General features: G+C 34.0%; 7 protein-coding genes. 3 read left to right on the forward strand and 4 right to left on the reverse strand.

All coding sequences use genetic code 11. The features are described 5' to 3' along the window. Positions 1-51 precede the first annotated feature (51 nt). Genes OXQ85_RS02155 through OXQ85_RS02165 form a run of 3 tightly spaced genes read left to right on the forward strand, consistent with a single transcriptional unit; the run spans position 52 to position 8,349 of the window. Positions 52-5,082, forward strand: a complete 5,031-nt coding sequence (locus OXQ85_RS02155) for a translocation/assembly module TamB (protein ID WP_267402063.1) — start codon at positions 52-54, stop codon at positions 5,080-5,082. Continuing rightward, complete coding sequence (locus OXQ85_RS02160; RefSeq protein ID WP_267402064.1) at positions 5,082-7,409, forward strand: BamA/TamA family outer membrane protein; 2,328 nt, start codon at positions 5,082-5,084, stop codon at positions 7,407-7,409. Before OXQ85_RS02155 ends, OXQ85_RS02160 begins: the two co-directional genes overlap by 1 nt. Before the next feature lies 1 nt (position 7,410). Further along, the gene (locus OXQ85_RS02165) at positions 7,411-8,349 is read left to right on the forward strand and encodes a YihY/virulence factor BrkB family protein (protein WP_267402065.1); all 939 of its coding nucleotides are present in this window, start codon (positions 7,411-7,413) and stop codon (positions 8,347-8,349) included. A 111-nt stretch (positions 8,350-8,460) separates the two neighbouring features. Here the strand turns inward: OXQ85_RS02165 and OXQ85_RS02170 are convergent, their stop codons facing one another. From OXQ85_RS02170 to OXQ85_RS02185, 4 genes are all read right to left on the reverse strand, one after another. Then, positions 8,461-9,318 carry a DUF4822 domain-containing protein gene (locus OXQ85_RS02170; RefSeq protein WP_267402067.1) on the reverse strand — a complete coding sequence of 286 codons (858 nt, stop codon included), beginning with the start codon at positions 9,316-9,318 and terminating at the stop codon, positions 8,461-8,463. Between the two features lie 146 nt (positions 9,319-9,464). After that, positions 9,465-11,225 (reverse strand): arginine--tRNA ligase, encoded by a 1,761-nt coding sequence (gene argS / locus OXQ85_RS02175; RefSeq protein ID WP_267402068.1) that lies wholly within the window; start codon positions 11,223-11,225, stop codon positions 9,465-9,467. 93 nt (positions 11,226-11,318) lie between these two features. Continuing rightward, positions 11,319-12,887, reverse strand: a complete 1,569-nt coding sequence (locus OXQ85_RS02180) for a SusD/RagB family nutrient-binding outer membrane lipoprotein (RefSeq protein ID WP_267402069.1) — start codon at positions 12,885-12,887, stop codon at positions 11,319-11,321. 5 nt (positions 12,888-12,892) lie between these two features. Then, positions 12,893-15,820 carry a SusC/RagA family TonB-linked outer membrane protein gene (locus OXQ85_RS02185; RefSeq protein WP_267402070.1) on the reverse strand — a complete coding sequence of 976 codons (2,928 nt, stop codon included), beginning with the start codon at positions 15,818-15,820 and terminating at the stop codon, positions 12,893-12,895. Positions 15,821-15,839 lie beyond the last annotated feature (19 nt).

The raw sequence follows: 15,839 nt of genomic DNA on the forward strand, positions 1-15,839 counted from the left end.
AACATATTTTTCTCAAATGATTTATTATCTTTGTTTTAAACCCATCCACATTTGAAACGAAAATTTAATACTAAAAAATTCCTTAAGCGAACAATAATTACCATTATTTCTATATTGGTTTTTCTTACCCTGCTTATCTTCAGTTTGCGACTTCCGGTAGTTCAGAACTTCATAAAAGACAAACTGGTCGTCTATCTCGAAAAGAAAATAAAAACAAAAGTAAGCTTAGAAAGGGTTTACATTGGGTTTCCAAACAGTCTTGTTATGGAAAATTTGTATTTAAAGGGACAGGATGTTGATACGTTGTTGGCTGTAAAAAAACTGGATGTTGGCCTGAATATGCTTAAACTTCTCAATTCCACAGCAGATATTACTTCGGTAGATCTTGAGGGAACGAGAGCCAATGTAGTAAGAAAACCAGACGGAAAATTCAATTTCGATTACATCATCAATGCTTTCGCTACAAGTGATAAGGAAGAAAGCCCGTCGAAACCATTCATTATTTCTTTAGATAAAATAAATTTAAAAGATATTGGCGTTACTTTCAACGATCAACAGTCTAAAAATGATATAAAACTTTACTTTAAATCTTTTGATACGAGGGTAAAAACATTTGATCTTACCAATAATAAATACGCTGTAAATGATATTAATCTTGACGGATTAAAGCTAAAACTGAAACAGGATCTTGTAAAAGAAGTTTCTAAGAAAGTTGAGAAAAAAGTAGATTCTCTTAATAATCAAAAGCCTATGCAGATTGGTTTAAGAGGAATAAAACTAACCAATTTCGACATCGATTACGGTGATGATAATACCAAAACTTTTGCTAAAGTTTTATTTAAAGAACTAAGCACGAAAGTCAATAAGCTGGATCTGGAAAACAATGCTTATAATATTGGTAATGTAGTACTTTCCGGGGCAGATGTTAATGCGAATCTTTACCTTCCGGCTCAGGATGCCAATCCAAAAGACAAAAAAGAGCCTGAAGTTTCAAAAGCTTCCGATAAAGAAAAAGCCATGCAGCTTCTTTTAGGAAAACTGGTTCTGAATGATGTAAAAGTAGCCTACAACAATACCGCCATTGCTCCTACAAAACAAGGTATGGATTTTAATCACATGAATTTTTCTAAAATGAATGTTGAGGTTCGTAGTTTCAAAATGGAGAACAATACTTTTGCAGGAACGGTAAATTCTGCGGAAATTCAGGAAGCTCGAGGTCTTGATATTCAGAAATTCAACACAGATTTTGTATATGCAGAAAAAGAGGCTTATTTAAAAGATCTTTACCTGCAAACGCCAAAAACGTTGATTCGTGATGAGGTGATTTTAAATTATGAATCTATCGATCAATTAACGTCTAATTTAGGTGCTGTAAAAATTTCAGCTAATATTAAAGATTCAAAAATAGGTTTCGCTGACATTTTGAATTTGGTTCCTACTTTGAAAAGTACTGTTCCATTTAATAAATATCCAAATGCTATTTTAAATGTAAATGCGAATGTAAAAGGAAGCATAAATGATCTTTTGATTAATAATCTGAAAGTTTCAGGCTTGGATCAATTACGAGTTGCTGCTTCAGGACGCATCAAAAACGCGATGAATCTTGATAATTTGTATTACGATCTGAGAATTGCAGAATTTTCATCATCAGCAAAAACGATCTTTAATTTAGTTCCGAAAAATACAATTCCGTCGAATATTTCTTTACCGTCGAATTTCAGTATTAAAGGAACGGCAAAAGGGACTACGAAAGTTGTCGATACCAATTTGAACCTCTACTCTACTCTTGGAAATGCTTCGTTGATTGCGAAAGTTGATATGCGAAGAAAAAATCACGAATTGTATGATGTAAAAGCAAATCTTCAGGCCATACAGGTTGGGAAAATTATTCAGAATAAGGATATCGGACCTATCTCGGCTCAAATTTATGCGAAAGGTGAAAGTTTTGATTTCAAAAATGCTAAAGCAGATCTTAAAGGTCACGTGGCATCGGCGGTTTATAAAGGTTACCGTTATCAAAACATGAATCTTACCGGAAAAATAAATCGTGGTGCTTATAATATTCTGTTAGATTCTGAAGATCCGAATGCTAATTTAAAATTAACAGCTTCGGGCGTTTATGACGAAAAAAATCCTACGATTAAAGTAAATGGGGAAGTTATAAAACTTGATATAAACAAATTAGGTTTCTATGAAAAACCAATGATTATTGCAGGTAAAATTGATGGTGATTTTACAAGCATTGATCCTGATAATTTAAACGGTTATTTAAACTTAAAAGATTTTGCTTTTTCTGATACCAAAGAAGTATATCCGGTTCAGGAACTGAATTTAAAAGCTTCTTCTACCAACGATTCAACGAAAATTATTTTCAATTCTCAGGTTGCAGATGTGGAACTGGAAGGAAAATATAAATTAACTCAGATATTTGGAGCATTATCTAATACGATCAATCAATATTATCAGTTCCAAAAGCCTGGAAAAACAGAGAAAATTCAGGCAGGGCAGTTTTTTACCTTCAATGCTAAAATTAAAAATGATGACATCATCAGAAAATTTGTTCCGGATCTGAAAAGTTTTGAAACCATAAATATTACCGGAAATTATGATGCCGATTCACAAAAAATTGAAGTTGACGGACAAATTCCACAATTGCTTTATGGTGAAAATACGATTGAAAATGCTTCATTAAAAATTACCAATGAAAATCAGTCTTTACAATATGCACTGAATGTTGCTGCACTGAAAAGTTCAAGTTTGGCATTAAATAAAGTCAGCATTAATGGAGATGTCGCAGATAATACCATCAATTATAATGTGACCACAAAAGATGAAAAAGATGTAACGCAGTTCCTGATCGCAGGTAATGCTAAATCGATGAACGATATCACGGAGATTTCCCTGAATCCAAATGGTTTAAAATTAAATTATACTGATTGGACGGTAGGTGAAGGCAATAAAATCCAGATCAGCAGCAAAGGAATTTTAGCAGATAATTTCAGACTTTCGAATGGCGGAAGTGAAATTGCTTTGCAGTCTGAAACTCAGACCCCAAATTCTCCTTTAAATGTTTCGTTGAAAGATTTTAAAATTGAAACGATTACAGAATTAATTAAGAAAGATACAGTTTTAGCAAGAGGAACCATCAACGGAACGGCTCAGCTGAGAGATTTAACCAAAAACATGACTTTTACTTCAGATTTAAATATCTCTGATTTGATTGTCTATGGAAATCCTGTAGGAAATGTCGTTGCCAAAGTAAACAACACTTCGGCCAATATCATCAATGCAGATGTGGTACTTTCTGAAAATAATAATGACGTGAAACTTTTGGGAGATTACAATACATCTTCAAGCACATTTGATCTCGATATGGCGATCAACAAGCTTCAGATGAAGAGTGTACAAGGTTTCTCTATGAACGCCATTACCAACACAGAAGGTTATATTTCTGGTAATCTGAAAATTACAGGAAATGCTGACAAACCGAATATTTTAGGTAAAGTAAAATTCAATGATGTTGGATTAGAAATTGCCAAAACAGGAAGTGATTTCAGAAAACTGAATGATGAAATTGACTTTACCAACCGTGGAATTGAGTTTAATAACTTCAAGATTAACGATAAAGACGGAAATTCTCTGCAAATTAATGGCCAGGTTTTAACGCAGACTTATAGAAATTTTGCTTTCAATCTTGATTTAAATGCGAAAGATTTCAAAGTGGTAAATTCTGAAAAATCTAACGATGCGATGATGTATGGAATTTTAGCGATTGACGCTGCGTTGCACATTCGTGGAGATTTAGATTTACCAAAAGTAGACGGAAGATTAGCGGTTGCAGATAATACCGATTTCAGTTTTGTATTGCCACAATCGAGCCCCTCTTTACAGGAAAGAGACGGAATTGTAGAATTTATCGATCAGGATCAGGTTGTTTTAAATAAAACGGTAAAAGCAGATTCGTTAAAAGCTCAAAGCCGTATCAAAGGAATGGATGTGAGCGTAAATATCGAAGTCAGCAAAGAAGCCAAAATGTCGATTATTATTGATAAAGCAAATGGTGATTTTGTGAAACTTCAAGGTGAAGCAGAATTAACAGGCGGTGTTGATCCATCAGGAAAAACAACTTTAGTTGGTGTTTATGAAGTAGAAAAAGGTTCTTATGAAATGTCGGTAAGTTTGCTGAAACGTAAGTTTGACATTCAGAAAGGAAGTACAATTACCTGGACTGGTGAACCGACAACGGCAACCCTCGATATTACAGCAATCTATAAAACGGAAACTGCTCCGCTTGATTTGGTGGAACAACAGGTGACCGATCCGGCAATTATCAATCAGTTTAAGCAAAGAATTCCTTTCAATACTTTATTGATTATGAAAGGAGAATTGCTGAAACCGGTTATTACTTTTGATATTACAACAGATAAGAAAAATAATTCAGTTTCTTCGGCTGTTACAGATCTTGTGGATCAAAAACTGACTCAGCTGAGAACTCAGGAATCTGAAATGAACAAACAGGTGTTTGCTTTGCTATTATTAGGAAGATTTATCGGTGAAAATCCGTTTGAATCGAGCGCGGGAATGTCCGGCGAAATGATGGCGAGACAGAGTGTGAGTAAACTTCTTTCTCAACAGCTGAATAATTTAGCTTCAGGATTAATAAAAGGCGTGGATCTTAATTTCGGATTAGATTCGTCTGAAGATTATTCAACAGGACAAAAAAATACAAGAACAGACCTAAATGTAGACATCAGTAAAAAACTATTGAATGATCGTCTGAAAGTAACGGTGGGAAGTAATTTCGGATTGGAAGGTGAAGCCCGACAAAACGAAAATATGACCAATATTGCGGGAGATGTAACGGTAGATTACAGCCTTTCCAAAGACGGAAGATATATGCTGCGTGCCTACCGTAAGAATGAATATCAGGTTGCTCTTCAGGGACAGATCGTGGAAACGGGAGTTGGATTTATCATCACATTGGATTACGATAAATTCCGTGAGATTTTCCAAAAAACGAGAAACAGAAAACAGAGAGAAACAAAAGAGAATAAGAAAAACCAAGTGGTAGAATTTAAATAATGAATACGAAGTTCCAAACCTATTTTAAATATTTGTTTGCATCCGGAATGGCTTCGGCAACGCTTTCGTGCAGCAATGTAAAATACCTGAAAGAAGGGCAAATGCTTTACACAGGCGCAGAAGTGAAAATTGACAACGATACAATTCCTAAAAAACAAAAAAGTGAATTGCAATCTGCTCTGGAAGCCAAATTGGTACCCAAACCGAATTCTACATTGTTAGGATTAAGACCTAAATTATATTTCTATAACATTGCCAAAGAGCCTAAAAAAGAAAAAGGTTTCAATTACTGGTTAAAATATAAAATGGGAGAAAAGCCCGTTCTGCTGGGTGATGTAGATCGTGAGTTTAATAAAGATCTTATCGTAAATTATTCTGAAAATAAAGGATATTTTAATGCGAAGGCAACCTACGATACCATTTCAAAAAATAAAAAAGCTCAGGTAATTTACACGTTGAGACCGGGCGCTCAGTATTTAATCAGTGACGTTAAATTTCAGAAAGATTCTACTTTGGTTAATAAAGAAATTCAGAATCTTACGGATAGAACGTTGCTAAAAAACGGAGAACCTTTTGATCTTGATGTGATAAAATCTGAAAGAGACAGAATTGATAACAGCCTAAAAGAAAGAGGTTTTTATTATTTCCATCCGGATAATATTATCGTGCAGGCCGACAGTACGGTGAGCAAAAATCATAAAGTTGAACTTAATGTAAAACTGAAAGAAGATACTCCTGATCTGGCGACACAACAATTCAGCATCAATAAAGTGGTTGTATTTCCGGATTATACTATTCAGGATGTGAAGGATGGAAAATATTCTGTTCCGATGAGTGCAGATTCGCTTTCGAAGTATGAATATGATCACATTCACGTGGTTGATCCTCGACATAAATTTAAACCAAAAGTTTTTGACAGAGCTTTATATTTCAAAGAAGGAGATATTTACAACCGAACCAATCACAATCTTTCGTTAAACAGATTGATTAGTCTTGGTGTTTTTAAATTTGTAAAAAATGAATTTGTAGTTTCAGATTCATTAAATCATAAATTTGATGCGTATTATCTCTTGACACCAAGAGAAATTCAATCTTTACGATTAGAAGCTTTGGGAAGAACAAACTCGGCAAACTATGCCGGTAGCGAATTGAATTTAAACTGGACACACAGAAACTTTCTAAAAGGAGCAGAACAATTCAAAGCATCTGTTTACGGAGCTTTTGATATTCAAATGGGAGGTCCTGAAAATGCGAAAAATATTTTCAGAGCGGGTACCAATGTTCAGCTTTCGATTCCTAGAATTGTGGCACCTTTCCGTTTCAATTCTTCGAGTGCTTTTGTTCCGAGAACGAATATCTCGTTAGGATACGAATTCCAAAACCGTACAGAATATTATACATTGAATACTTTCAGTGGTTCATTTGGATATTTATGGAAAGAAAATGCAAGAAAGGAGCATGAGTTAAAAGTATTGGATGTAACCTTGGTTTCCCCAGCAAAAGTAACGGATGTTTATAACAAGTTAGCTGAAAAAAGTGATGCGATGCAAAGAGTCGTTGAAAAGCAATTGATCTTTGGGCCCACTTATTCTTACACGTACACTAATACAATGGTAAATAAACCAACAACCTTTTATTATAAAGGAGTGTTGGATTTAGCCGGAACCGTTGCCGGATTAGCTTCGGGAGCTGATGTAAAAAAAGGGAAAGAAAAGAAATTATTTGGAATACCATTCAGTCAATATGCTAAAATTGAGAATGATGTAAGGATGTATCATAAGTTTACAGAAAAAACATCATTAGCCACAAGATTGATTGCAGGAGTAGCATATCCGTATGGAAATTCTGAAAATATTCCGTTTGCAAAACAATTTTTCTCTGGAGGAAGTAACAGTATCAGAGCATTCCGTGCAAGAACTTTAGGACCCGGGAGTTTTGATCCAAGAACTATTGAAGCAGGATCTTTCTTCGATCAATCGGGTGATGTAAAGTTGGAATTGAATGCAGAATATCGTGCAAATCTTTATAAATTTTTAAACGTTGCCTTTTTTGCAGATGCCGGAAATATCTGGTTGATAAACGATGATCCGCAAAGACCGGGAGCTAAATTTTCGAAAGATTTTTTAAACGAAGTAGCTGTCGGAGCCGGATTTGGTCTAAGACTTGATTTCTCTATATTAATTTTAAGATTAGATCTAGCAATGCCTCTAAGAGTTCCTTATTATGAAAAAGGGGACAGATGGACTTTCGACAGAATCAATTTTGGAGATTCTAGCTGGAGAAAAGATAATCTTATTTTGAATATAGCAATCGGATATCCTTTCTAATATGGTACAAAACATAAAATTTTTCTGGGAAGCTTTAAAAGAAACTTTTTCTGAATGGAACAGCTCGTCAGCATCTAAAGACTCAGCAAGTTTGGCGTATTACGCTATTTTTTCCATTCCGGGATTGTTAATTATTATCATTTGGGTGGCAGGATATTTTTTCGGAGAAGAAGCGATTCGTGGACAGATCAGCTCACAAATCAGCGAATTCATGGGAACTGAAGCCTCAAAAAGTGTAGAAAATATGATCGCCGGAGCTTTAATTGATAAGAAAAATTTCATCATGAAAGCTGTAGGTGTAGGATCATTAGTTTTTGGTTCCACGACCCTATTCTTTCAACTTCAGCAATCCTTAAACAGCCTTTGGGATGTGGAATCTGCTCCTAAAAAAGCGTTGGTAAAATTTCTTTTAGACAGAGCCAATTCATTAGGTATGATTCTAATTTTAGGATTTTTATTAATGATTACCATGATTCTATCATCATTAATCAGTGTTTTCAATAATATTATCACCAAGTATTTTGGTTTCGAAACCTATATGTTGGTGGAACTAGTGAACTTCGGAGTTGGATTCGGGTTTATCATGCTTCTTTTTGCCATGATGTTCAAAGTACTTCCCGATGTACAAATTAGCTGGAAACCCGTTTGGAGAGGCGCTTTTCTTACAGCCGTTTTATTTACTTTAGGTAAATTTTTATTAAGTCTTTATTTCAGCAAAGCCAATCCAACCTCAGCTTTTGGAACAGCAGGAACCGTGATTCTTATTATGATGTGGATTAATTATTCCTGTATGCTCGTATTTTTCGGAGCTGAATTTACAAAGGTTTATGCCTATAAAAGAGGCTTTAAAATTATTCCTTCTAAACATGCCAAATGGAGTAAAGCTAAATTATATGAAGAAAAAATTGAAGCTGAAGCAAAAGCAGAAAATCAATCTTAAGTTTTTTAATTCAAACATTTCTCAATACAATTTTTAAAAATTCAATTGAATCATAAAAATAAAATCCTACTCAAATTGAGTAGGATTTTCCCATATTACCAAAAAAACAACCTATAAAGGTTCGTTGTGAGTCACCGGAGTATGAATGATATCGTAATATACATTCGGATTAGATGAATTTGGGATAATTCTGTATGTGAATTTACCGTTATTCAATTCTAAAATCTGAACGTCTCTTGTAAAAATTACTGATCCGTCGTCATTTTTAGCAACAATAGTTCTTGTTTTTCCGTCTGGAGAAATAGACCAGTCGCCTTTATTTCTTAACACATTATTTAAACCATAAATGGCATACGTTCCATTCGCTCTGAAATAAGCATAGCCTACATACCCAGATACATTGGCATTATCCAAAGCCACGTTATTTCCCTGATTATCCTTTGCGCCCGTAGTTTCCCAAGGTGTGGAAGCTAAAGTCAGCTGTCCATTTGCAGGTTCTGCATGCGTTGTCTTGGTATGAATAATATCAAAATATACTGCAGGATTAGAAGAATCTGTATGAATTCTATAGGTGAAAACATTCTTCGTCAGTTCAAGAATTTCTACATCACGCGTAAAAATTGTGGTTCCGTCAGGTCTTTTAGACACAATCGTTCTGGTCTTTCCGGAAGCGTCTATAGACCAAGTTCCCATTGATCTTATCGCATCATTCAAACCATAAATGGCAAATTTGCCATCCGTTTTAAAGTAAGCAAATCCTACGAATCCCGAAACTCTTGCATCAGTTAGTGCAACAGTATTTCCCTGACTGTCTTTAGCGCCCGTAGTTTCCCAAGGTGTTGATGATAGTCTTTGAGAAGGAGTTAATTGCTCTTCTGTCACTGTATCGTTATCATTAGAACATGACATAATTGGAGTTGCCAAGGCAAACGCGGCAACGAAATAATAAATTTTCTTTAATTTGTTCATAATTGTTTTTTTATTATTCACAAACTTACCTTCTTTTTCTATTCTAAAAATTGTATAAAACATATCATTTGTTGTAAAAAATATCACAACAAAAAAACAGCTACGTTTCCATAGCTGCTTATATATTCTTTAAAATTCAAAAAAATTTACATTCTGTTTACCGTTCCGATTCCTAGTAAGCTTAATGACTTTTTAATTGTTTTTGCCGTCAAATCAGATAAATTTAAACGGAATTGTGTGATATTTTTATCTTCCTGATTCAAAATCGGACTGCTTTGATAGAATGAGTTGTAAGATTTCACCAAATCATAAACATAATTTGCTACCAAAGCCGGACTTAAAGCTTCTGCCGCTCTCGCAACTACTGCTTTATAATTTGCCAATTGCATAATCAACTCTTTCTCAGACTGGCTTAATTCAATAGAATCAATTTCTTTAAATTCAAAAGAAGCTTTCGTTAATAAAGACTGAATACGTGCATAAGTATATTGAATGAAAGGTCCTGTGTTTCCGTTAAAATCAATACTTTCTTCAGGATTGAACAGCATTTTTTTCTTCGGATCAACCTTTAACATGAAATATTTCAAGGCACCCATTCCTACACTTTCGTAGTTATCATTCTTTTCTTCTTCGGTAAAGTTTTCTAATTTGCCTAGCTCTTCCGATTTAGATTTAGCAATATCGTGCATTTCCTGCATCAAATCATCTGCATCTACTACCGTTCCTTCACGAGATTTCATTTTTCCGTTGGGAAGTTCTACCATTCCGTAAGATAAATGATACAATTGATCTGCCCAAGAATAACCTAATTTTCCTAAAATCTTAAACAAAACCTGGAAATGATAATCCTGTTCGTTTCCAACGGTATAAATTAACTTCTGGATATTATTTTGTTTAAAACGTTCTACGGCAGTTCCCAAATCCTGAGTCATATACACCGAAGTACCGTCTGAACGTAATAATAATTTTTGATCAAGGCCTTCATCTGTAAGATCACACCACACAGAACCATCTTCTTTTTGATACAGAACTCCTTTATCTAAACCTTCCTGAATAAGGTCTTTTCCTAAAATATAAGTATTGCTTTCATATTGAATCTGATCGAAACTTACCCCTAAACGGCTATATGTTTCATTGAAACCTTTATACACCCAAGAGTTCATTTCGTTCCAAAGATTTCTTACTTTTTCATCGCCATTTTCCCAGTCCAATAACATTTTTTGAGCTTCCTTCATTAAAGGAGCCTCTTTTTTAGCCTGATCTTCAGAAACGCCTTGTTCAATCAGTTCAGCAATTTCTTTTTTGTATTCCTGATCGAATTTTACGTAATAATTTCCAACGAATTTATCTCCTTTAATATTTTCAGCATCCGGAGTTTCTCCTTTTCCATATTTTTCCCACGCCAACATCGATTTACAGATATGAATTCCTCTATCATTAATGATTTGAGATTTAATCACATCATATCCAGCCTCTTTCAAAATTTGAGAAACTGAAAAACCCAAAAGGTTATTTCTGATGTGTCCCAAGTGAAGAGGTTTGTTGGTATTCGGTGAAGAATATTCTACCATTACCGTAGAATTTTTCTTTTCTATATTTTCAAAATCACTATTTACAGATTGAAATTGATCTACAAAAAACTGATTTTTAACTTTAACATTCAAAAATCCTTTTACCACATTGAAGCTTTCCAATAATTCGGTTTGTGTTGTTAAAGCTTCGCCCAATTCGACTCCAATACTTTCGGGATTTTTCTTCAATTGCTTTACCAAAGGAAAAGTAACAATGGTAAAATCACCTTCAAACTCAGTTTTATTTTCCTGAATTTCAAGGTTAATATCTTTTAACTGAAAGACGTTTAAAATTACTTCTGATAATTTTTGGTCTATTATATTTTTAATATTCATTTCAAAATTTTGAGTTACAAATATACGGAAATAAAAAAACCGCCCGAAGGCGGTTTTCATGTGAATGTTAAAATATTAAAATTTGTTTTCTTATTAATTTGTGTCCCAAATTAATTTTGTATTCATTTGGTCCCCTCCAATAGCTGCAGAAGCCGCCTGATAATTTGCTGTATTAAGAGTTTGAACTGTGGTAGGATAAAAAATTCTAGTAGGTAAATCATTTAATCCTGCAATTAGAGACGTAAATGTATATGTAGTTTCACCACTAGCAGAAGGAACATTTAAACTAGCAGTTTGACCTGGTAGTAATAAGTGGTTTGGATAGCCTGTTCTTCTATATTCCGCCCAAGCTTCATTGGGCTGCATAAATAATGAAACATACTTCTGTGTCAATACATTGGCTTTATTAGCAACAGGAAGAGCCGCAATAAAAGTATTAATCTTAGCTGTCGGAACTCCCCATCTTTCCATTGAAGCTCTTACTCCATTTTCATAATGAGATTGTGACCACCCATTTGCTTCTGCTAATAAAAATTCTACTTCAGAATACTCCATAAATACCTCTGTGTAAGCAGGCTTTAAAACACTTGCCCCAAAGAAACTAGAGGATCCTGCTTGACTTGCAGCTAAAGTACTTGGTACTCCATATGGCATACCTATAATTTCACTTGAATTTGTAGCCTCTGTCATCGTTTGCTGTCTAATATTACCTATTTTTACAGATGTTGGAGATGCATATTTAAAAACTCTTGGATCTTCACCAAAATTTCCTGATTGCCCTTTTAGTAATTGAACAAATGTCTTAGAAATTGCAAAATCAGATCTTGTTTGATAAGTTAAGAAAAATGGAGATGGATTAATTAGATTATTTTCATAAGTTAAAGCTACAGTATCATCATTTGAAGTCATTACGCCAGAAGCAATAGCGTCAGTGATATGAGCCTCTGCTCCAGCAATTACTCCTTTGACTCTCGTAGCAACTCTTAATCTAAGTGAATTTGCAAACTTCTGTAATTTTTCAGGATCATTATCGAATAAGTGATCACCACTTGTTAAAACATCTTTTGTTTTATCAATCATTTCAGAAGCTTCCTTTAACTCCTTTAAAATGTCTGTGTATATTTTTTGTTGACTAGCAAATTTTGGTTGTAAGTAAGCATCAACATTTAAAGCCTGAAAATCAGCATCTTTATTTCCATATGACCAATATGGCACATCACCAAAAGCATCAACTAAATTTAAAAATACATATGATAACATTATTCTTGCTGCCGCAATTTGGTTAGCATTTGCACCATAAACTGACATCTGTGATGCAGTAGCAGGATTTGTATTCAGATCAATTATTTTTTTATAATCCTGTGCTACATAATATGATCTAGTCCAAAGTTGCGTTCCTGTGGTGAGTCTATATTGATATCTATCCTCTTCTGTATATTGTCTTTGTGCAGAATATTGTACCCAAGGCAACATCATTCTACCAGATACCCAACCATCTCTAGTATAATCTACATACTCTTTATTTGCATTATTGAATAACCCAGTAGGTAATGGATTCTCAGTAGAGTTTGGATTTACATCTATTTCATCAAATTTATCTGCACAACTGTTCAATGTTATGGATAAACCTGCTATTGTTAATATTGAAAATATTTTTTTCATTTTAATTAAAATTTAAAGTTGACATTAATTCCATACATTCTTGTAGATGGTAATGAACCACCTTCCAAACCTTGAATATTTCCAGAACCATACGCTGTGTTTTCAGGATCAATCCCTTTGAAAGCTAAATTCCAAGCAAAAAGGTTTCTAGCAAAAGCAGATACTCTAACCCCTTGTAAAGCATTGCCGATTACTGATTTTGGTAAATCATATGATAAAGTAATGTCTCTTAATTTAATATAACTTGCATCAAATACATTTTGAGCATCCACCGTACTATAGTATGTTCCTCCCCATGTTGGAGCATTTAATAATATATCATTAGCTGTTCCATCCTCTTTTACACCTGGTAATATAACTCCTGCTTCTCTATTTCCTCCTAATGCAGATTCTTCTAACATTCCAGAATACATACCCCACATATGTGTTGTTGAGAAATACTTACCTCCTTTTTGTATATCTATAAGGAATGATAATGATAAATTTTTATATTTAAATGAGTTTCTGAATCCCATATTATAATCAGGAAGAACCGAACCTAAAGGCTTTATTTCTGATGCTTTATAAAAGCCATTTTCGTCAACAACTTTATTTCCATTTGCATCATATACAAAATCAGTCCCTAGAATTACTCCATATGAATATCCAACCTGTGCGGCAAGTTGTACTCTAAACGGAGCATTAGTTAATATGTAATTTTGAAGATCTCCTTGCAATTCAACTAGTTTATTTCTGTTTCTAGCAAAATTCCACGTAATATCCCAAGAAAAATCACTAGTTCTGATAGGCGAAACATTAACCGAAGCTTCTATACCTTTGTTTGTCATTTCTCCAGCATTAATCCTTTTAAAACCATACCCAGTTGATGGATCAATAGGTAATGGAATAATCAAATCAGTTGTTTTCACATCATAATAAGTAAAATCAAAACCTACTCTATTCTTAAAGAAGCTCGCTTCTAGACCAATTTCTTTTGTTGTTTTCATTTCTGGCAAAATAGCAGGTTCTCCATTAGTTGCTGGCGTTGAATATATTGGATCACCTAAGAAAGGGGTTCCAATTGTAGCATAAGTTCCTCTAATATAAGGATCTGCAGAACCACCTGCAATCTGAGACCATCCGGCTCTCAATTTACCAAAAGATAGCCAATTTGTTTTTAATACGTTAGAGAAAACAAAGCTACCTGTTACAGATGGATAAAATTGATCATCATTTAACATCGAAAACCAATCATTTCTACCAGTAGCTTCTACAAACAACATATTCTTATATCCTAATGAAACTGATGCAAATAGACTTTTTACTCCTAAGTGATAAGAAGCATTAGAAGATTGAGCTGGTTCAACACTATTTGACAAATTATATAAACCTGGAATAATTAAGCCTCCAACAGAATTTCCGTTTAATACATCCCATTTACGATTCATAATATTAAATCCGGCAAATGTATTTAAACTAAAATCTCCAAAATTATCATTATAATGAATTCTACCTTCGTAATTAAATTCAGAATTATTTCGTTTTTGAATATTATATTCTGGTAAAGCAGCTGAGCCAATTGCAACTCTTGAAGAAATTGTTTGGGAATAAACATCTCCATAAACTTTTCCTGCAAGATATACCTTCTTGGAAATATTATATGTTAACCCTGCATTACCAAAGAACCTGTGTCTGCTATCTTGTGATGTATTCTCATAAATAGTCCAATATGGATTATCTGAGAAGTTTGGAGTTCCATCATCCCAAGATGTTCTATTCCAAGATCTTTGCATACCATTTGATAACTTATAATCTTTCAATTCTGAAAAATCAAGCTGTCTTTGTCCCCATTGATAAAACTTTTGAGCCAATGAATTATCCCCATAACCTTGTTCTGGTCTGTTAAATCCTGCAGTATGAACATAATTAATAATCCCTTCTGCTTTTAATTTATCAGAAAGTGATGAAGATATATTCATACTAAGATTATCTTTTTTAATCTCAGAATTAGGAACAATACCATTAATTTTGGTATTTGTATATGATAATCTTACATTGGTGTTTTCAAACGATTTTGATACTGAAAAGTTATTTGTATATGTTGTACCCACTCTAAAGAAATCATCCACATCTTTTTTAGGTGCAACCCACTGCTTTAACTTCATATAATCATTTGCATATTCTGGATCGAAAGAGTTCCAACCTAAATAATACAAATTAGGATCATATTTAGGTCCCCAACTCTCATCAGTTCCAAAATCGGTAATATTATATGTCTGACCATTAATATTTGCAGTAGGTAATGTAGACTCTAAACCTCCTCCATATTGATTTTGTAACTTCGGTCTGATATAAATACTTTCGAAAGAAACACCCGTATTGAATTGTACTTCTGTTCTTCCTCTTTTGGCTGATTTAGTAGTATAAATGATAGCTCCATTGCCTGCTCTATAGCCATATAAGGCTGCAGCTGGACCTCCTTTTAAAACAGTCACACTCTCAATATCATCCGGATTAATATCAAATGTAGCATCTCCATAATCTCTACCTCCCGCACCTCTTTGAGTATCAACACTGTTTATATTTGAATTGTCTAAAGGTATACCATCTACAACAATCAAGGGTCTATTTTCTCCTGTTACAGAGCTAATACCTCTCATTGTAATTCTAGTAGATCCCCCCATAGAAGAAGGAGCAGTAACCTGTACCCCCGCAACATTTCCAGATAATGCACTTACTGCATTGGTTTGTCCTGCATCTGAAATAAGATCTCCTTTAATTTCTTGAGACGCATAACCAAGAGCTTTTTTCTCTCTTTTAATTCCAAGGGCAGTGACTACTACACCTTCAATTTCCTGAGTTCTAACCGTGTCACTTTTCTTTTTCTGAGCATTCGCAACAGCAAAAGATGAAGATAACACCAATGCAAGAACACCAGCTGTTAGTTTCTTCATAATCAAATTATTTTTGTAC

The organism is Chryseobacterium sp. GM_Chr_2 (assembly GCF_026540445.1).
Lineage (GTDB): Bacteria > Bacteroidota > Bacteroidia > Flavobacteriales > Weeksellaceae > Chryseobacterium.